We start from the raw sequence: 18,146 nt of genomic DNA on the forward strand, positions 1-18,146 counted from the left end.
ATGAGTGCCTTGACCGTGAACGTGGGGCGCCCGTCGCTTCTTACCTTTACCATGCCCATCGTGGCGGTGCTGGGGGGCTGCTTCGGCTTCATCACCGGCAACATCTTCGGTCAGCCGGGGCTTGGCTTCGTGATCGGCGCCCTGGTCGGGGCGGTTCTGGCCGCGGCGTTGGCGAAAGCACCAAAGCTGAACAGACGGAAGGCGGCCTGGGGAACGGCGGCGTTGTTCGGCCTTGTCGGACTGGTTTTCGGTGGCGTCGGTGGTCTGATCGGCGGGGCCGTCGTGGGCCTGTCGATGGGCTGGTTCGCCGTCTGGATCGGCTCGGGGCAGTATCGTGCCGGGGTGCCGATTTACTACACCGCCGGGCAGACGCTCTGGCACAACGTGTTCCTGTTCATCTGCGCCTTCGTCTTTTTCTTCCTGATCGCGCCGCTGATCCCGGTCATGTGGCTCAGCTTCAACGCGCAGAACTTCTTTACCTTCACGCCGGAAATGCTGGCCTTCAAGGCCGAGGGCTACAGCCTCAAGCATTACCGCGACTTCTTCAGCGGCGGGGGGCATCCGCTTCAGGGGCTGCTTTATGGCGCTGTTGTCGGTGCTGTGATCGGGGGGCTGGTGCAATTGCTGCCCAATGCCGAACGCAGCGTCCGCAAGATCGTGGTCTTTGCGATCATCGGCACGCTGATCGGTGTCGTCGTGGGCAAGATGTGGGGCGTGTCGGGCGCTGAATGGATGACGCCGCTCAAGAACTCGCTGATCATCGCGCCCTTTGCCACGCTGATCTCGGTGAGCCTCGGCACCCTTGCGGCGATCGGCCTGTCGCAGACACATGTTCCGGGCCGGCAGGCGATCATGGCGATCATGATCTCGCCGATGATCGTCCCGCTGATCATCTCGGCCACCGGTATGTTCTTCTTCTATGCGCCGCTTGGTAACTGGCTTCAGGCCAACCTGGGCCTCAACCAGAACTTCGTCGGCTATCTCAAGGTGATCCTTGCCCATGCCGTGTTGGGCGTGCCCTTTGTCATCATCACTGTGACCGCCACGTTGGTCGGCTTCGACAAGTCCCTGACCCGCGCTGCGGCGAATATGGGCGCCAATCCCGTGACCACCTTTTTCCGGGTGCAAATGCCTTTGATCCTGCCGGGTGTCATTTCGGGCGGGCTCTTCGCCTTTATCACGTCCTTCGACGAGGTGGTTGTCGTGCTCTTCGTGGGTTCTGCACAGCAGCAGACCCTGCCCTGGCAGATGTTTACCGGCCTGCGAGAGCAGATCAGCCCCACCATCCTGGCGGCGGCGACGATCCTCGTCACGATTTCGGTCTGCCTGCTGACCACGGTGGAACTGCTGCGCCGCCGCTCCGAACGGTTGCGCGGGATGAGCCCGGGTTAAGTGCAAGGCGAACGCTCTTCCAAAGGCCGCCCCTCGGGGCGGCCTTTTTCGTTCAGGGCAGGATCGACAGCCAGAACGTTGCGGTTACGATCGTAAGACCAGTCCCGATCAGAACCGCCGAGGCCGTAACGCGTTTGGCGACCCCGTACATGTTGGCGAAGAGATAGGCATTGACGCCCGGTGCCATGGCTCCGGTCACGACGGCAGAGCGCAACGCCTCGGTCGAAAGGCCAAGGGCCTGACCCAATCCCCAGGTGATGGCCGGATGCATGACCAGCGAGACTGCGCAAATGAACAGGATCGCCCGCATGTCGCCCGCTGGCCGGTAGTGGAACAACACCCCGCCGAGGCCGAACAGCGCCACCGGGATGCCCGCCCGCACGATCAGGTCGATGGCATCGGTCAGCACGCCGGGCAGGGGTATTTGCCCCAGATTGACGACAAAGCCCAAGGTGATCCCGATGACCAGCGTATTGGAGAAGACTGCCTTGACCATCTTCGCGGGCAGGGCCCTGGCCGGGGTGCCATCCGCCCGTGCCAGCTCCATCGCGACGATGCCGACGGTATAGCAAAACGGAGAGTGGATCGCGATGATGGCGTAATTGGTGGTCAGCGCCGCACTACCATAGGCCAGTTCGGTGATCGGCAGGCCCAGCAGGACGGAGTTGGAAAACATGCCGACAAAGCCGATGGCGATGGCCTCGGACCAACTGCGCCGGAACAGGACGCGCCCGGCGGCAAGCCCCACGCCAAAACCGGCCACCGCGCCGCTATAGAAAGCCAGCAAGAGGGGCCAGTTGAAGTGTTGGCCGAGGTCCAGCGTCGAGATCGCCCGGAACAGCAACATCGGGATGGCGAAGTTCTGGGCGAAATACATCAGCCCGTCGATGCCCTCGTCCCCGATGATCCGCCGCCAGCGGGCGAAATAGCCGACCCCGACCACCAGGAAGACCGGCAGAATGACTGTGGCCAGCGTGCCCATGGCCGTCAGGCCCGGATGGACAGGGTCATCCCGTCATAGGCGGGGGTGACGTTATCCGGGGTCTCGGCGGCGACGGTGTCCCAGTCGAGGTCGATATGCATGTTGGTGAGCACCGCTTGTTTCGGTTCAGCCCGCGCGATCCAGTCGAGGCTCTGGGCCAGGTGCGAATGGGTCGGGTGCGGGTCGCGGCGCAGCGCGTCGAGAATCCATAGGTCCAGCCCCTCCAGAACCGGCCAGGCGGCATCGGGAATCTGCGCCACATCGGGCAGGTAGGCGGCATCGCCGATGCGGAACCCGAGCGCCTCGATCGAGCCGTGATCGACCTCGAAGGGGGTAAAGGTGATCGGGCCGCCCGCGCCGTCGATCGTCACGTCGCCCTTGATGGTGTGCAGGTTGCAGATCGGCGGGTAGGGCGAGCCTTCGGGCTGAACGAAGGCATAACCGAAGCGCGATAGCAGCTGTTCGCCGGTATCGCCATCGGCCCAGACATCCAGCTGCCGACGCATGTTGAAGACGATCATGCGCAGGTCATCGAGCCCATGCACGTGGTCCGCATGGGAATGGGTGTAAAGCACGGCATCCAGCTGGCCCACGCCGGCCTCCAGCAACTGGTGGCGCAGGTCGGGCGAGGTGTCGATCAGCACGCGGGTTGTGCCCTCCGGCCCGTCACGGCTGACCAGCAGCGAGCAGCGGGTGCGGCGGTTCTTGGGATTTTCGGGATCACAATCGCCCCAGTGCCCGCCCAGCCGCGGCACACCGCCAGAGGAGCCGCATCCCAATATGCGCAGCGTGATCTCAGACATCAGGCGACCGCCTGCCATTGGGCGGCTTTCCGGAACAGCCGGTCGAAATTCTCGGTCGTCTGCCGGGCGAAGTTGGCATAGTCCATGCCGAAGACCTCGGCCCCGACCTTGGCGGTATGGGCGGTATAGGCCGGCTCGTTGCGCTTGCCGCGATTTGGTGGCGGGGCAAGGTAGGGGCTGTCGGTTTCGACCAGCACCCGGTCCACCGGGGCAGCAGCAAAGATATCTCGCACCTCTTGCGACTTGGGGAAGGTCGCGATGCCGGACATGGACAGGTAGAATCCCATATCGAGCGCCGCGCGCGCCAGCTCCGGCCCCGAAGAGTAGCAGTGCATGACGCAGGTATAGGCACCGTTCGCCATCCCCTCGCGCAGGATCGTTTCCATGTCCGCGTCCGCGTCGCGGGCATGGATGATCAGTGGCAAACCGGTCTCGCGCGCCGCGTCGATATGGATGCGCAGAGATTGCTTCTGCAGTTCGGCGCTCTCGGCGGTGTAATGGTAGTCCAGCCCGGTTTCCCCGATGCCTACGAATTTCGGATGCTTGGCCAGGGCGACCAGCGCGTCCACCGTTGCCAGCGGTTCGTCAGCCGCGCTCATCGGGTGGGTGCCGGCGGCGTAGAAGACGGGTGCATAGGCCTCGGCGATGGCGCGCACCTGTGGTTCGTTGCGCAGCCGTGTGCAGATGGACACCATGCGCTCCACGCCCGCGTGTTGGGCACGGGCGATCACGTCCGGCAACTCCCCGTCGAAATCGGGAAAATCCAGATGGCAATGGCTGTCGACGATCCGGGCCTCGGTCATGTCACCCCGTCAGGCTGTGGTGGTGGTCGCGGCACTGTGCTGTGCCGTCTGCTCGATCCTGAACAGGGTATCTAGGACCAGCAGGGCAGGGTCAAGGTTGACGGCCTTGCCGTGACGGGTCCGGTCGCTGACTTCTTGCGCAAGGTCCGCCCAGGCGCGGGCGGCGCGGTCATGTGGCGACAGGCGGGCGAGCAGCCGCGCCTCTCCAGCCGCGCCCTGTGATGCGGGTGGCCCGGCAAGCCCCGCGCGCGCCGTGCGCGACAGGAATCGGTCGATCAGGTCCAGCATCAAGGCGAACCGCGTTTCGCTGTTGCGGCCGGTGCAGCTTTCGGCCAGCTTGATCGCGCGGGGCCGGTCAAAGCCCGGCAGGCCCTCGAGCACCGAGATCAATTCGCCGTAGAGCGCAAGGCCGTCGAGGTTGACCAGTCGGATCGCCTCGCCCACCGATCCCCCGGTCAGTGCCACCAGGGCGTCGGGCGCGTCGGTCTGGCACCCGGCCTGGGTCAGCGCGGTTGCCATGTCATCGGGCCCCAGCAGCCCGCAGCGCAATTCCCGGCACCGCGACCGGATCGTCGGCAAGAGCCGCGAGGGCTGATGCGCCACCATGAGGATCGTCGCCCCCTCGGGCGGCTCTTCCAGCAGCTTCAGGATAGCATTGGCGGCGTTCACGTTCATCTCGTCCGCGGCATCCACGATCACCACCCGGCGGCCGCCATCGGCGGCGGACATGGCGAAGAATCCACGTAGTTTGCGAACCTCTTCCACGGTAATCTGTGCGCGCAGGCGGTCAGCCTTTTCATCCCAGCCCCGGCGCAGCACGAACAGGCGCGGATGCGCGCCAGACGCAAGTAGCCGCATGTCGGGGTGATCCGGGTCAACGTCCAGCCGGTCCGGGGCAGGGGGCGCATCCCCAAATAGGCCGCCGCCCGCCTCTTCGATGGGTTGCGCCAGCAGAAAACCGGCGATCTTCCAGGCCAGCGTCGCCTTGCCGACGCCGCGCGGCCCGGTGATCAGCCAGCCCGAATGCAGCCGCCCGGTGTTGAAACTGTCGAGGAAACCCGCCTGTGCCGCGTCCTGGCCGATCAGCATCGGCGTTTCGCGCGGATGCGGTGCGCCGTCGATCTGGTCGGGCAGGGGGCGGTCCTCGGGGGCGGTGGCCATCAGGCCACCTCGCGCGCGGCCAGCTGCGCGGCGACCTCGGCGGCGACTGCTTCGGGGGCGCGGTTGCCCTCGATCACGACGCAGCGGTCGGCATGGTCATGGGCCAGTTGCAGGAAGCCGTGGCGCAAGGTTTCCTGGAAGCCCAGCCCGAAATCCTCGAACCGGTCCTCGCCCGACCCGCGGGCCAGCCCGCGTTCAAGCGCCACGGACGGGTCCATGTCGATGACGAAGGTCAGGTCGGGTTCGCGGCCGATCATCAGATCATGCAGCCGGTCCACGGTCGCCCGCAGATCGCCGCGCGTGGCGCCCTGGTAGATGCGGGTGGAATCCGCGAACCTGTCGCAGATGACCGTGCGCCCGGCCTCGAGGGCGGGCCGGATGGTCTTCTCCAGATGATCGCGCCGGGCCGCGGTGAACAGCAGGATCTCGGTCTCCGCCGACCAGCGGTCGGGATCGCCCGTCAGCAGCAATTGCCGGATTTCCTCGGCTCCTGGGCTGCCACCGGGTTCGCGGGTCAGGACGGCATCGGGAAGGCGCTCGGCCAGCATCCGGGCCTGCGTGGACTTGCCGGATCCGTCAATGCCTTCGAAGGTGATGAACATACTGGGCTGCTGCCTGAAGCTGCTGAAAAATCAGCTTCCTTCCTCGGCCCCGGTCCCGTCCTTGTCAAGGAACTTGGCCGAAAGCACGTCCGCGGCGACCCGTAGCCGCGAGGTAAATCCACCCCGTGCGACATCGCCGTCGGCCACCAGTCGGGCGCGGGTTTCGGGCAAACCATCCAGCCGGATCACAAGCTCCGCGATCTCGTCGCCGGTCGTGATCGGCGCCTCCACCGGGCCGGTATAGACCACTTCGGCCTCGATGTTGTCACCGCCGGTGACCGGGACAAGCATCGACAGGTCGTCTTTCAGGGTCAGACCAACGAAGGGGCTTTCGCCCATCCAGACTTCGGCCTCGGCGATGCGGGTGCCGGCCTCGGCCACGTCGCGTTCGGCGAACTGGCGAAAGGCCCAGTTGATGATTTTCTCGGCTTCCTCGGCGCGGTCCTGTGCCGTGTCCAGCCCCGTAATGGCAAAGATGATGCGGCGATCCCCTTGCTTGGCGCTACCCACAAGGCCATAGCCCGCTTCCTGGGTATGACCGGTCTTGAGCCCGTCAGCCCCGATCCCCAGGCCCAGAAGCGGGTTGCGGTTGCTGACATTCTGCGGCGCGCGGCCGTCGAATTCATACCGTTCTTCGGCGAAAAGCGGGTAGAAGGTCGGAAAATCGGTGATCAGGCGATCCGCCAGGATACCCAGGTCGCGCATCGACATCCGGTGCCCTGCAGCGGGCCAGCCGTTGGAATTGGTGAAGGTCGAATTGTCCATGCCTAGCGATTGGGCGCGTTCGGTCATCATGCGCGCAAAGCCCGACTCCGTGCCGTCGATGGACAGCGCCTCGGCGATCACGGCCGAAGCGTCATTGCCCGACAGCACGACGATGCCGCGCAGCAGGTCCTCGACCCGGACCCGGTCGGTGGTGTCCAGAAACATGGTCGAGCCGCCGTAGTTCATCGCGTGCTGGCTGACCGGCAGGCGTTCATCCACGGTCAGCCGGCCATCCGCGATGGCCTCGAACGCCATGTAGAGTGTCATGAGCTTGGACATGGACGCCGGGGGCAGGGGCTGATCGGCGTTCTTGGCCAGAAGCACCGTATCGGTGGTCTGGTCAAAGACATAGGCAGCCGTCGCGCGCGTGTCGAAACTCTGCGCAAGGGCTGCCTGCGCCACGACCACAATCAGCGCTGCGGCAAAGATAACAGGCTTGAAGACAAGACGGATCATGGCAGCAATCCTCGGTAGCGGACGAGATCGGATCAGTTGGTGACGAAATAGGCGTCGGTAAAGCCCATTCCACGCACTTTCTCGCGAATGTCATTGCGCTCTGCCGCCGAGGTGGCAGGCCCTACGATCACACGCCAGAAGGTGCGGCCCTGGCTTTCCTGTTGCAGGACGGTCGGGACGATGCCGTTGCCCCGCAACCGATCGGCGGTGCGCGTGGCATTGGCTTCGATCGAGAAGATCCCGATCTGAACATAGGGCTTTTCCAGCTCCGAAGCCGGGGCCGGCGCTGGCGCCGGGACGGGAGCTTCAGGCGCAGGTGTCGCGGCTTCGGCCGCGTCGATGGCTGCCGCTGCGCCGGCGATCGGATCAGCCATATCGCCGTCCTCGGGTTCGGCGTCCAGCGGCGCGGCGCTGATCTCGTCCGGGGCGCCAAAATCGGCGGTTGGAGACTGTTCCGGCTCGCTCACTTCTTCGCGGCGCAGGGCCGTGACCTGCAAATCGGCCGGAGCCCCGGCCAGCATTTCCAGAGCTGCCGCGGCATCCGAGGAGACCTGCAGGCGCGGCCCGGGGTTTTCGCGTTCGCGGCGGAACAAGGCGCCGATGACGAAACTGCCATTCTCCTCGTTGCGGATGATGACCCGCTCGGGATCCGTGACATCAGGATGCGCCACCCAGACCCCGCCAAGGGAAGGACGGCCATCCCACAGACCGCGTTCCTGCACCTGGAAAACTTCAGGCGCTTCGACGTCGCGTTCGACCAATTGCACCGACTGATTGGCGGCGGCCTCCGGTGTGGCCGCGTCGCGCCCGTTCCCGCCCAATGCGAATTGCCCATTTTCGTCACAGCCTGCCAAAACGGCGAGCGCCGCGGTGGCTGCCAGGAATTTGCTTTTGAACCTCAGTGACTTGCCTGTCATTTTGCCCTCATTCCCGCGTTGTCGACCCGGTTGAAATATCAGGTCTTCCGTCCCTCTTGCCGGGGATAGCGCCGCGGTCTTGCCCATGATTATCCGGATCGTCCGGACCCTCTTTGACCGCACAATAGCTTGCAAAGCCTGCTTGTGAAAGCCTTCTCGACGGGGTCGGCGGATTCTCACGCTCGCCTTGGGACTTCCAGAATCGCTCGGAGCACACTAAGGCGACGCCCTACCGGAGGAGTGGCAGAGTGGTCGAATGCACCGGTCTTGAAAACCGGCGTGCGTGAAAGCGTACCGTGGGTTCGAATCCCACCTCCTCCGCCACTTGCCCCCGCGAAAGCGTTCTCCCGATCCGGCTACGGCCGGATTTTTCCGTTGTATTCGAGGGTTATGCGGGTGGGGCTGTTAACCGGCTCTGCTGCAGGGAGGCCCCGGAGTGGTCTCTCCGGGCCGATATTCTCTGGACCTCATGACTGCGCCAATTTGGTGAAGAGGCTGCAAGCATCTGATTCCGAATGATTTTGTCCGATGTGCGGCTGAACACTTCGATTCCAGTGGCGTCCGGAAGATGGAACATAGATCGAACTCTCACCTTCAGAACAGCTCGGTGCTACCGTCGTCACGGATGCGGACAGCATATCCTGCGCGCGCATAGGCGGTCGATCCGTCCGCAAATCTGTTGCGAAGGCCCTGAGCGTGTTCGAAGTCCAAGAGGGTGAACGCAGCAGACTCAGTGGGGCCATCTGCGGATAGGCCCGCGCCAATCATAATCCCGCCCAAATCTGTCAGAACGAAGCGGTCGTGGAAGTCTTCGCCGCCCCTGATCTCCGACCACGCATACAGCTCCAAGCAGTAGCCTGGTGGCAGTCGTCCTTTGATCTGGACGGCCCCGTCTCGGGCAACGAGCTCCGGTGGGGGGCGAGAACCATGATCGCGGAAGTGAACTCTGATAACTTTTGGCTGCCAAGGGCCTCCTCCAAGTCGATCAAGCAGAGATACAAGTGTGGCGAGATAGTTGCCCTCAGTTGGCCGGAGATCGAAGTACGGATCGACGATGTCGACCACTGTAGAGACTGCAGCGAAAGTATTCAGCGCGTCAGCAATTTCGTCTGCGGTTCTCCTCACGTCGCAACTTCTCACTGCGCTAAAGAGCGCATGCCCATCGGAGCAATCGTCTGGATGCATCGCCTCTGCGCAGGTTGCCTTACCAGAGTCGCATATGATTGCTTTGAATGGCCGCGTGGCGTGCTCTCGCAGGGCGTTGTTTATCCAGTCTACCTCGTAGTCATAGACACGATTGAAATCGACGACCTTATGTTTCGACTCGCGCAAACGCTCGACGATGCTTGACATGCGAACATCCGGAACGCCAGCCTCTTTCGCTGCTTGAATGACCTTCTTCTCCCATTTGGTCGGGAGTCGTGAAATCAGCCGGCCCTTGTCAGCACCGAACCGGTCGATCAGATCCTTGAAGGTTCGCCAGTCCGCGCCGATGGCTGCAGGCTCTACAGCGTATTCCGACAGCATCAGAACAGTTCCTCGGCCCGTTCTGCGAAGAAGCCGTGTGGCCACCGGTCGACGAAATCGCCATCTGGGCTCACACGGAGGGGCCGGAAGCGGACACCTTCGATGGAAGACTCGACGTAGATTACGGAGAGGTCGTCAGGCGTTAGTCCGAGCACGCCGGGCGGAACCTCGTCCTCGGTCTGCTCCCGCACACGGCGAAGCAGCCGCAGCATGATGTGCTCGCTGTGTGTCTCAATGAGCATGGTCTTGCCCGAGGTAAGCTTATTCTCGTCGCCGGCGGCGGCCTTGATGAACAGGTCGCCCATGCCGACCTGGATGGCTGGATGGACATGAAGCTCCGGCTGTTCGATCCCGAGAACCCCGTCCTGCTTCCGCAATGAAGCGACGATCACCGGGACCATCTGCGAGATGCCGACGCCCACGTCGCCCGGTGCAACCAGGATACCCTTCTCAAAGTCCCGCAGTGCAATCTCTGTCCGCGTAGCGAGGCTCAGGTAAAGCTCCTGCAACTCGCCGATGTCGTCCTCGTTGAGGCCGCGCTCAAACATCTGGTGCATGGCGCTCGGGACCGGGATTTCTTTGAATTCCACCCGCTCCAGCCGGTATGTGGTTCTCAGCCGCTCTTCTCCGGAGAGCCAGGCGTTGACCTCGTCCATGAGGTCGCCGCGGCGGTCGTTGTAGAGCAGATCCCAAGCCGCGAGACCATGGGCCCAGCGGGTCTCATCTGGGGTCACCTGCGGACGATAGCTGCGCGTTGGGATATCTCGTAATGGCCCGATGTAGGTCATCTGCATCAGGTGATCGCGGACCAGCCGGGCTGGGCCAAGCATCATCTCTGAGAGCAACGCGCGGAGTCCATTCACCCTCGGCGTGCGCCCTTCAAGTTCCAGTTTTCCTACGTCCGGGTCGCGGATATCGACAATTAGGTCATGGTCGAGCCGAGGCAGTGCGCCGTGTGCGGTGCCCACGGCGATGCGCAGCTGGTCATCTGGGGTGTTCGGCGTCGAACGGTCGGCCGCGACTTCACGCGACAATTCCCAGATCGCGTTGAAGAACACATCTGAGTAGTCTTCCTCAATGCCAAGCTCCTCAGCTGATTGCAGGCCCATCTCTTCGGCTTCGTCTTCCGTCACGTAGTCGTCCGGATGAACCGCCTGCTGGACCAGCGGATGCTTGAAGTTGAAGTCGGTGAGCTGCGCCCGCCCTTCTGATGGCGGCGACACGATGGACGCGAGCGGTTCACCGTCCAATTCAATCGCGAGGCGCGAGACGTAGGGCGCTTGCTCGAGCGCACTCCAGCGGACGTCAACTTCAAGGCCGACCTCCTGAACGATGGCGTAGTCGCGATACTCCTCGCTTTCCCCGACCAGGTAACGCACCGACAGTTCTGCGAACTCGGGATCTCCGATCGAGAGGCCGGCGTTCAGCGGGAGGCCGTCCGAGCCCTGCTCATCCGAGAGGTCGAGGACGACCTTCAGGGCCACCGTGCGGTCGAGTTCGTGGTTATGGACGAGTGTCGCGAAACCTCCGAGGTCGATGAGGCCGCCAGCGATCGTTCGGTCGGGATCGACGTTCCCGCGTTCGAGGATTTCGCGCAGGTAGTGCAGCGCCTGCAGGATCGTGCTCTTGCCAGCGCTGTTCGGACCGAAGAGCAGCGTTATGGGTCGCAGGTCGATCCGCTGCCGGGAGCCGATGCCTTTGAAGTTCTCAATCTCGATCCGGGTCAAGCGCATAGCGGCACCTCAAAGTTCGCCGCGGAAAGCGCGCTGTGAAAGAGACTGGAAAAGGTCCTCACCTGAGCCTTCTGACGTCTGAAAACGCGTCTCGATGGCTCGGGCCTTGCGCAGCATCCGGACGAATCGAAGCTGTTCCTCCATCGGAGGCAGGTTGATCTCAAGCTTTCGAATGATTCCGAGGTTCAGGCCGTCCATGATCGCGCCCTTGTTGAAGGACTTGATCTGGCGGATGATCAGCGGATCGGAATGGATCGCGAAGGAGAGCACTTCCGGATGGATCAGTTCCTTGTTGCAGGTGATCGTAGCAAGGTGCTTGGTCGTGATCGCTTCCGGGATGTCGTCTGGCACGACGGCGGAACGGCCCGTCGTGCCCATGATCGTGATGATCACATCACCCGGGAAAACCCTGTATCGGCGCAGTTCCTCGTATTTGGACGACGTGATGAAGCGGCGCTCTGCCCAAGCGAACTTATTCTTTACCGCGTTGTCGATGCCGAGGACCGCGATGCCCTCATCAACAAATTCGCTGTGACGCAGCGCACTGCCGAATGGTCCCGATCGGATCGCGCCCTTTCGATCTTCGGCAAGAGCCTCAATCGTAAACGGCTCCCAGTCGCCATGGCTCGGGTTGAGATGTCCGGCCGTGTGCAAATAGGCAGACCTCACGAAGTCCTGGGCCTCATCGATCAAGCGCTCGCGCTTTCGCCGGATGCCATCAGCCCTCGCAAGGATTGATGCGATCCGCCGCTGCGCCGATCGATCAATGCGCGGAAGCTCAATTGCTTCCAACTTCGATTTATCGACGTGTGGGATTGTGGCTCCGCGGGCCTGTGCCTCGTCATTAAGTTGGCGAAAGCGGCTTTGAAGAAGCCTGCCGACGAACTCCGTATCCCATTCCTCTGGCGTCTTGATACGCATTCTGGCTACGGTGCTGCCGATCAAGCCGTCGACGCCGTATCCTACAGTGCCAGCATTCGCGCCGTCCCAGACAATACAAAGATCGTCTGGCGTTACGGATACGCCCTTCGCGTCATGGGCGTACTTCTGAGGTTTTGCTCCGCGCACTTCGTCAATCTGGATGTACGGCATGGCACCGTTGACGCGCTGGTCATGAACTTCCGTCGCCTTCTTGCCTTTTCGAAGCTGAATGATGTTGCCCAATTGAACTGCGTACGTCATCCGAGCATGTCCTCAAGCTCCGCCAAGTCGTCAGCAATTTCGTCGTTAAGCTCCTTCATCCGGCCAAGGATCGCATGAGGCGGGTCATAATCCTTCTCCTCATAGACACGTTCCTTGTAGCGGCTTAGAGAAAGATCATAGCCGGCCTCCTTGATCTCGGTAGCCGACACGAAGAACGCCTTCGATGTCCGGTCTGTGTCCTCTGCAGGATCGCGGGCGCGCCAGCGGGCCAAGCAGTCCGGTAGATCGTTCTCGGCTACAGGTTCCCGCTTGTCGTCGAGAGAGAGGCCATCGGCCCCGACGTCATAGAAGAAGACGTTGTCGGTGCGTCCGCCCTTGGTGAAGACCAGAATCCCAGTGGACACGCCCGCGTAGGGCCGGAACACACCGCTGGGCAGCGAGATCACGGCTTCCAGCTGGTTGTTGTCCACCAGTAGCTGACGCAGCTGACGGTGCGCGCCGGAAGAGCCAAAAAGCACACCATCGGGCACGATTGTCGCCGAGCGGCCGCCGGTGTTCAGCATACGCAGGATAAGCGCCATGAAAAGCAGCTCGGTCTTCTTCGTCTTGACCTGGCGCAGGAGACCCGAGTGCACATCCTCGAAATCGAGGCTCCCCTTGAAGGGCGGGTTGGCGAGGATGACGTCGAACCCCTCGCTCGCCTGCCTCGGGAACTTGTCCGTGAAGCCAGTGCTCAGCGTGTCTTGATAGTGGATGTCAGGATCGTCGACCCCGTGCAGCATGAGGTTCATCGCCGCGATCCGCAGCATCGTGGCGTCGAAGTCGAAGCCATGGAACATGCCGCTGCGGATGTGCTCGCGGTGCTCTTCGAGCAGGTCGCCGGTGAAGATCTTCTCGACCGCGCCGGTCTCGGGGTCCTTCTCCTCGATCACCGCCTCGGGCGAGGTATAGGTCTCGAGCAGATACTCCATGACGCTCACGAGGAAGCCGCCGGTGCCGCAGGCGGGATCGCCGATCACGTCGGTCGGCTTGGGCTCCAGCATGTCGACCATCAATCGAATGATGTGCCGCGGCGTGCGGAACTGCCCGTTGATGCCGGCCGTGGTCAGCTTGCTGAGCAGGTACTCGTAAAGGTCGCCCTTCGTGTCGCCCTCTGTCAGCGGCAGTTCGTGGATCATGTTCACGGCCTTCACCAGAAGTCCGGGCTTCTGGATCATCAGCTGCGCGTCCTTCATGAACTCGGCGAAGGCCGTGCCGCTGGCGACAGTGGTGCGGAAGTGCGGGAAAACCTTGTCGCGCACGAGAGGCAGCATCTGGTCGGATCCCAGGTGCCGGAACTGCGACCAGCGCAGATGCTGCTCGTCCTCCTTGAAGCGGCGCTGGAACGGCTTGCCCGTCCGCTTCTGGCGGTTCTCGTCGCGCGCCTCGTTGATGTCGAGGAGGCGCGCATACATCAGGAACGTGATTTGCTCGATCACCGTCAGGGGGTTTGTAATCCCGCCCTGCCAAAATTCCGTCCAGAGCGCGTCGACGCGCCGCTTGAGCTCACCCGTGACCATTTATGATTTCCTCTCGTTCGGGTTGTCGTCGGGGCGCTCCTCGACCGTGGGGCCGAAGGAGCGCACGATGTTGATGAGATCGGTGAGATCGGCCTCGTCCTCGAACACGCCGTCCGGTCCGTCGGCGTCGACCACAGTGAAAGGATCGTCGTAGAGCCGCTCGACCTCGATGGTGCCGTACCGCGCGATGTGGTTTTGAAGCAGTGCGAGGAAGCGTGTCTGCTTAGCGCTCAGCTTCGGATGCTTCTGGACGAAGGCGGTGAACTTCTCTCGCACCGCCTCGGGGTCCATGCCTACGATCATCCGGATCGCAAGATAGAGCGGACCAGCGGTCTCACTGAAGAACTCCTCAAGGTGCTCGCGCTGCACGTCCGGGTGCTGCGTCAGAATGAGCGAAACGAGCGAGTCGATTTCGCGGTCGGACACGGCCTCGCCGGCGCGGATCTTCTTGAGGACCGGGTTGGTCTCGAAGTGCTTTTTGAGCTCCGCTTCGACGATCTGTTGGTAGGCTTTCATGTCGACAGATTTCAGGCTTGCCGAGCGACGAGCATACTGCATCTGCCCGGCATCCTCGGTAATATCGACCACCTTCGGGGGAATGCCCTGCGAGCTACCCTTGGCGCGATGATGCATGATCTCACGAAGCTGGAGGCGTGCATCCTCCAGATCAGCGACCGTTACATCCTGCCAGAAGCCATCAGACTTCACGCGCTTGATGACTTCGGCCTTCTCGCGCACCGGGTTCAAGTGCATCTGGAGAGATGCCAGGCGGTCAAGGAGTTCGATCTTCAGATCGGAAATCTCACCCGAGCCACGAAGCACCGCAATCTGCATGCGCGCGATAAGTAGGTCGAGTGCAAGAGCGTCACCAAAGCCACGAATGTTTCGCCATTGCATCAACGGGGCGATCTCTTGGCGCAGCCTGGCGACCGTCGCTGGGGCGAATGCCTTCAATACCTCAGGACGAGATAGCGCGCGCTTCTCCTTCCATTTCTCCCGAACCGCGATGGATTCTTCCGGCAGGGCATTGATGTCGTGTTCCACGAGCTTGATGACAGCGTCGAAGACCGCGATTTCGCTTTTCTGAAGGGCGATCTCCGCAACGCTCAGCCGCTCCTCGAAGACCAGCTGAGCAAGCGGCTTGCCCTGCGTGGGCTCGGCAGGGCGATAGCCCATCTCGAAGCGAGCGAAATTGCCCCAATGGTCGAAAATGCGGAACACGCTCTTGTGCTGACCGGGACCGAAAAGGTCAGGACAGAGGCGCGTGCCCCGGCCGATCATCTGCCAGAACTTGACGGGTGACTTTACCGGCTTCGCGAACACCAGGTTCACGATTTCCGGAATGTCGATCCCCGTATCAAGCATGTCGACCGAGATCGCGATGGTCAGATCGTTGTTGGTACCTTCGCCCTTGAAATCGTCGATCAACTGCTCGGCTCGTGGATCGTAGTTGTCGATCACCTGGCAGAACTTGCCGGCGTACTGCGGATACATTTCATCGAAGAGCTGACGCATCAGCATCGCATGCTGATGGTTGCGTGCAAAAATGATGCTCTTTCCTAGGATTTGTCCGGTCGCATCCTTGATCCCGTTTTCCATCAGGTTTCGGAGGATCGCGCGGTTGGTGTCCTTGTTGTAGATGACCTTGTCGATCTGCTCCGAGGAGAAGTCATACTGCGCCGGGTCCTCCCCCTGGTCTTCGAGCTCCTGGATCTGCTGCGGCGACAGGCCATCGAGGCTGATGCCGTCGCGGAGAAACTGCGTCGTGTGCTCATAGACCTCGAATGGGGTCAGGTAGCCTTCGTGAACCGCCTGTTCGAGATCGTAATTCGACGTGGGAAGCTGCCCTTCGCACCCAAAGAGGCGGAAAGTGCTCCTCGTAACGAAGTCGACTGGCGTCGCGGTAAGCCCCACCTGATGACAGTCGAAATAGTGAAAGATGTCTCCGTAGACGTTGTAGATGCTTCGATGAGATTCATCCGCGATGATGAGGTCGAAGAAGCCAGGGTCGAAAGACTGGAAGACCTTTTGCATTGCGGGATAGGTCGCAAGGAAGACGCGCTCACTGGCGTTCGTCCTCACGCGTGATGTGATGATCCGCGTGGGCTCCGAAAGGAAGTCGTTGAAGGCGTTCTTGGCCTGCTTCCGGAGTTCCTTGCGATCGCAGAGGAAGAGGACCCGCTTGACCCAACCGGCCCTGATCAGAAGGTCCGTCAACGCGATCGCAACGCGTGTCTTGCCTGTACCAGTGGCCTGAACCACCAGCGCCCGACGGTGCTTCTGTGAAAACCGCTCAGAAACCCTTTTGATCGCTTCGAGCTGGTATAGCCGATCCACGATCTGATCGCTGATCGCGACTGTGTCGAGGGGCTGTTTGTTGTGCCGCTGGTAGTTGGCCAGATGCTGAAGGCTGTCCTTGGAGTAGAAGCCATAGAGCTTCCGCGGAGGAAAGTCCTGCGCGTCGTCCCAAATCCAGATGTCGAAGCCGTTCGTGTAGAAGATTACCGGGCGGTGCCCATACCGCTTTTCAAGGCTATCGGCATAGAGTTTGGCTTGATGCCGACCAAGTTCGGCATCGGTCGAGGTCTTCTTCGCCTCGATCACGGCCAGCGGGTTCCCGTTGTCATCCCACAGCACGTAATCGGCGTAGCCGATGCCCGTAGCGGTAGGTTGTCCGTCGACCTCGACTTCCTTGCCCACTTGGGTCGTGTTCTTGACGCCTTCTGCGATATCCCAGCCGACGCTCGCCAACATGCTATCGATGAGGCGCGTTCGGGTTTCTGACTCGCTGAACTGAAGTTCATCGGCCGCTGCCTGTGCCGAGCTTGCTAGCTGCTTGAGCTCAGCCGCTTCCTTCTGGGCGGCGGTTGCTTTCGAGCGCGCTTCTTCGAGCTCCGAAAGCAGCGCGTCCATCTGCGCTTCCTGCGCTGCCAGTTTTTCGAGGACCTGGCGCCGTTCCCGCTCCTCAACCTGACCGGGAATGGCCGGCTGCTGGAAGGCGGGAAGTTGGTCTGCTTTCGCATTCCCATACCGGACACACATCCAGCGAGCGAGATCGTGTGCCTCCTTGAGCAGCCATAGCGCGTGTTGGCTCCTTACAGGTTCGCCATGCGCGGCTTTGTTGCCGTGCATCCGCAAAGCGTGGAGTTTGTCGAGCACAACCTTCGGCGTGATTGCAATGAAGGCGTCGTTCTTCAAGAGATCAACGAATGTGGGCAGGTCAGGCTTTGGCAGCCGGAGCTCGCGGTAGATATCCTTCGTCAGATTCTCTGCGAAGAGCCGAAGCTTGACGAGTGCGCTTGCAGGATCAGCGTGAGCATACGCTTCTGCAAAGGCGCCCAGACCTGCAAGTTCAGGCCAGCCGTCACGAAGGATTTCGAAATTGACAGACTTCATGCCGTTGCCTCCGCGAGCGCGGCGTCAAAGGCAGCGCGGTTGGCGACCACGACCGGGACTTCGTGGGGGTTGTCTAGCTTGTCTGCGAAATCCAGACGGAGACGCTTCAGGAAGTAGTAGAGCAGCGCCTTTCGCACCATGACTTCGGTGCGCCCGTTCGTCATTTCATAGTCTTGAGCGATGATCGATCGCTGGCTCTCGCTCAGGGCTGGATTCGGTGCGAGCGCCACCACGAAGCGATCATGCCAAAGCTTGTCGTCATTCGCGGACGCGCCGGACAATCCATGCTTTCGGGTCTTCATGCATCGCGAGAGGATGAAGTCCTTGAACTTGTGGTCGATGTGACAGAAGGCACGGATATGCCAGCGCAGTCCGTCATTGCCGAGAGCGTGGGGAGAAATCCGCCTCCATTCGGGGCTGGGCTTCTTGGCACTCATCGACTGGTAGAAGACCTCGATGGAATGGCCTTCTCTAATGGCCTTGAGGACATCGCGAAGGACGTCGGCCTCCACGCGCCGGTGTGGAATAGGCAGGGCATCATGCTCGGGCGCCGATGCAAGCCAGGCTTCGGTTACACCAGACGCTCCTCCGTTAGTCTCGCGCAGGTGGGCGAGGTACGTGGATGCATTGGGCTGCATGAAAACAGGCTTGAAATCGTCCGCCGCTTTGTAGCGCTTGGCGCTCTTGTCGTAGATCAGATTTCCCGGTGCCTTCTCCTCGTAGAGTGTCAGGTCCTTCGAGGCCTGGGGCACGGACACGCCGAACTGGTCTACGATGTCGGCACGGTTGATCCCGCCCTCCCAAAAGAGGCGGAATTCAATGAACTCCAACCGTTTTTCGACACCCCAGCGCATGGCAGGTCCTCGTTGAGCAGGTAGGACGAGAGCGCCCACCAGAATCGTTTTAT

At 61.8% G+C, this 18,146-nt stretch carries 14 protein-coding genes and 1 tRNA gene; 2 read left to right on the forward strand and 13 right to left on the reverse strand.

Features of this window, described 5'->3' with window-relative positions:
- Positions 1-1,392 carry an ABC transporter permease gene (locus DFK10_RS16635; RefSeq protein ID WP_235866849.1) on the forward strand — a complete coding sequence of 464 codons (1,392 nt, stop codon included), beginning with the start codon at positions 1-3 and terminating at the stop codon, positions 1,390-1,392.
- A gap of 52 nt (positions 1,393-1,444) precedes the next feature.
- Here DFK10_RS16635 and DFK10_RS13525 read toward each other — a convergent pair whose 3' ends face one another.
- From DFK10_RS13525 to DFK10_RS13555, 7 genes are read right to left on the reverse strand one after another with little or no spacing between them, the layout of a single operon-like run.
- The gene (locus DFK10_RS13525; protein WP_109389563.1) at positions 1,445-2,374 is read right to left on the reverse strand and encodes an AEC family transporter; all 930 of its coding nucleotides are present in this window, start codon (positions 2,372-2,374) and stop codon (positions 1,445-1,447) included.
- 5 nt (positions 2,375-2,379) lie between these two features.
- Entirely contained in the window at positions 2,380-3,177 is a 798-nt protein-coding gene (locus tag DFK10_RS13530; protein ID WP_109389601.1) for an MBL fold metallo-hydrolase, read from the reverse strand.
- Positions 3,177-3,980 carry a TatD family hydrolase gene (locus DFK10_RS13535; RefSeq protein ID WP_109389564.1) on the reverse strand — a complete coding sequence of 268 codons (804 nt, stop codon included), beginning with the start codon at positions 3,978-3,980 and terminating at the stop codon, positions 3,177-3,179. Before DFK10_RS13535 ends, DFK10_RS13530 begins: the two co-directional genes overlap by 1 nt.
- A 9-nt stretch (positions 3,981-3,989) precedes the next feature.
- Positions 3,990-5,141, reverse strand: a complete 1,152-nt coding sequence (locus DFK10_RS13540) for a DNA polymerase III subunit delta' (protein WP_109389565.1) — start codon at positions 5,139-5,141, stop codon at positions 3,990-3,992.
- Complete coding sequence (tmk, locus tag DFK10_RS13545; RefSeq protein WP_109389566.1) at positions 5,141-5,743, reverse strand: dTMP kinase; 603 nt, start codon at positions 5,741-5,743, stop codon at positions 5,141-5,143. The genes DFK10_RS13540 and tmk overlap by 1 nt, the downstream gene beginning before the upstream one ends.
- Positions 5,744-5,773: 30 nt before the next feature.
- Complete coding sequence (locus DFK10_RS13550; protein WP_109389567.1) at positions 5,774-6,964, reverse strand: D-alanyl-D-alanine carboxypeptidase family protein; 1,191 nt, start codon at positions 6,962-6,964, stop codon at positions 5,774-5,776.
- A gap of 32 nt (positions 6,965-6,996) precedes the next feature.
- Complete coding sequence (locus DFK10_RS13555) at positions 6,997-7,881, reverse strand: SPOR domain-containing protein (protein ID WP_109389568.1); 885 nt, start codon at positions 7,879-7,881, stop codon at positions 6,997-6,999.
- Positions 7,882-8,115: 234 nt separating this feature from the next.
- On the opposite strand from DFK10_RS13555, the gene DFK10_RS13560 reads away from it, so the two are divergent.
- Positions 8,116-8,205: transfer RNA gene (locus tag DFK10_RS13560), tRNA-Ser, on the forward strand.
- Positions 8,206-8,475: 270 nt separating this feature from the next.
- On the opposite strand, the gene DFK10_RS13565 is transcribed toward DFK10_RS13560, so the two are convergent.
- The 6 genes from DFK10_RS13565 to DFK10_RS13590 are packed head-to-tail and all read right to left on the reverse strand — an operon-like array spanning position 8,476 to position 18,093.
- Positions 8,476-9,408, reverse strand: a complete 933-nt coding sequence (locus DFK10_RS13565) for a hypothetical protein (protein ID WP_109389569.1) — start codon at positions 9,406-9,408, stop codon at positions 8,476-8,478.
- Positions 9,408-11,135: an AAA family ATPase gene (locus DFK10_RS13570; protein WP_217810155.1), complete on the reverse strand. Its 1,728-nt coding sequence runs from the start codon at positions 11,133-11,135 to the stop codon at positions 9,408-9,410. Before DFK10_RS13570 ends, DFK10_RS13565 begins: the two co-directional genes overlap by 1 nt.
- A gap of 15 nt (positions 11,136-11,150) precedes the next feature.
- The gene (locus DFK10_RS13575; protein WP_109389571.1) at positions 11,151-12,323 is read right to left on the reverse strand and encodes a restriction endonuclease subunit S; all 1,173 of its coding nucleotides are present in this window, start codon (positions 12,321-12,323) and stop codon (positions 11,151-11,153) included.
- A complete protein-coding gene (locus DFK10_RS13580; RefSeq protein WP_109389572.1) occupies positions 12,320-13,843 on the reverse strand; it encodes a type I restriction-modification system subunit M in 1,524 nt (507 codons plus the stop codon). Before DFK10_RS13580 ends, DFK10_RS13575 begins: the two co-directional genes overlap by 4 nt.
- On the reverse strand, positions 13,844-17,239 hold the full coding sequence (locus tag DFK10_RS13585; protein ID WP_109389573.1) for a DEAD/DEAH box helicase family protein: 3,396 nt from the start codon (positions 17,237-17,239) through the stop codon (positions 13,844-13,846).
- The gene (locus tag DFK10_RS13590) at positions 17,236-18,093 is read right to left on the reverse strand and encodes a WYL domain-containing protein (RefSeq protein WP_109389574.1); all 858 of its coding nucleotides are present in this window, start codon (positions 18,091-18,093) and stop codon (positions 17,236-17,238) included. Before DFK10_RS13590 ends, DFK10_RS13585 begins: the two co-directional genes overlap by 4 nt.
- Between the last annotated feature and the right edge of the window lie 53 nt (positions 18,094-18,146).

The organism is Salibaculum griseiflavum, from assembly GCF_003129565.1.
Lineage (GTDB): Bacteria > Pseudomonadota > Alphaproteobacteria > Rhodobacterales > Rhodobacteraceae > Salibaculum > Salibaculum griseiflavum.

Excerpts from the sequence above, each read along its gene's own strand:
- DFK10_RS16635 (WP_235866849.1), top strand. The coding sequence starts at position 1 with ATGAGTGCCTTGACCGTGAACGTGGGGCGCCCGTCGCTTCTTACCTTT.
- DFK10_RS13525 (WP_109389563.1), bottom strand. The coding sequence starts at position 2,374 with ATGGGCACGCTGGCCACAGTCATTCTGCCGGTCTTCCTGGTGGTCGGG.
- DFK10_RS13530 (WP_109389601.1), bottom strand. The coding sequence starts at position 3,177 with ATGTCTGAGATCACGCTGCGCATATTGGGATGCGGCTCCTCTGGCGGT.
- DFK10_RS13535 (WP_109389564.1), bottom strand. The coding sequence starts at position 3,980 with ATGACCGAGGCCCGGATCGTCGACAGCCATTGCCATCTGGATTTTCCC.
- DFK10_RS13540 (WP_109389565.1), bottom strand. The coding sequence starts at position 5,141 with ATGGCCACCGCCCCCGAGGACCGCCCCCTGCCCGACCAGATCGACGGC.
- tmk (WP_109389566.1), bottom strand. The coding sequence starts at position 5,743 with ATGTTCATCACCTTCGAAGGCATTGACGGATCCGGCAAGTCCACGCAG.
- DFK10_RS13550 (WP_109389567.1), bottom strand. The coding sequence starts at position 6,964 with ATGATCCGTCTTGTCTTCAAGCCTGTTATCTTTGCCGCAGCGCTGATT.
- DFK10_RS13555 (WP_109389568.1), bottom strand. The coding sequence starts at position 7,881 with ATGACAGGCAAGTCACTGAGGTTCAAAAGCAAATTCCTGGCAGCCACC.
- DFK10_RS13565 (WP_109389569.1), bottom strand. The coding sequence starts at position 9,408 with ATGCTGTCGGAATACGCTGTAGAGCCTGCAGCCATCGGCGCGGACTGG.
- DFK10_RS13575 (WP_109389571.1), bottom strand. The coding sequence starts at position 12,323 with ATGACGTACGCAGTTCAATTGGGCAACATCATTCAGCTTCGAAAAGGC.
- DFK10_RS13580 (WP_109389572.1), bottom strand. The coding sequence starts at position 13,843 with ATGGTCACGGGTGAGCTCAAGCGGCGCGTCGACGCGCTCTGGACGGAA.
- DFK10_RS13585 (WP_109389573.1), bottom strand. The coding sequence starts at position 17,239 with ATGAAGTCTGTCAATTTCGAAATCCTTCGTGACGGCTGGCCTGAACTT.
- DFK10_RS13590 (WP_109389574.1), bottom strand. The coding sequence starts at position 18,093 with ATGCGCTGGGGTGTCGAAAAACGGTTGGAGTTCATTGAATTCCGCCTC.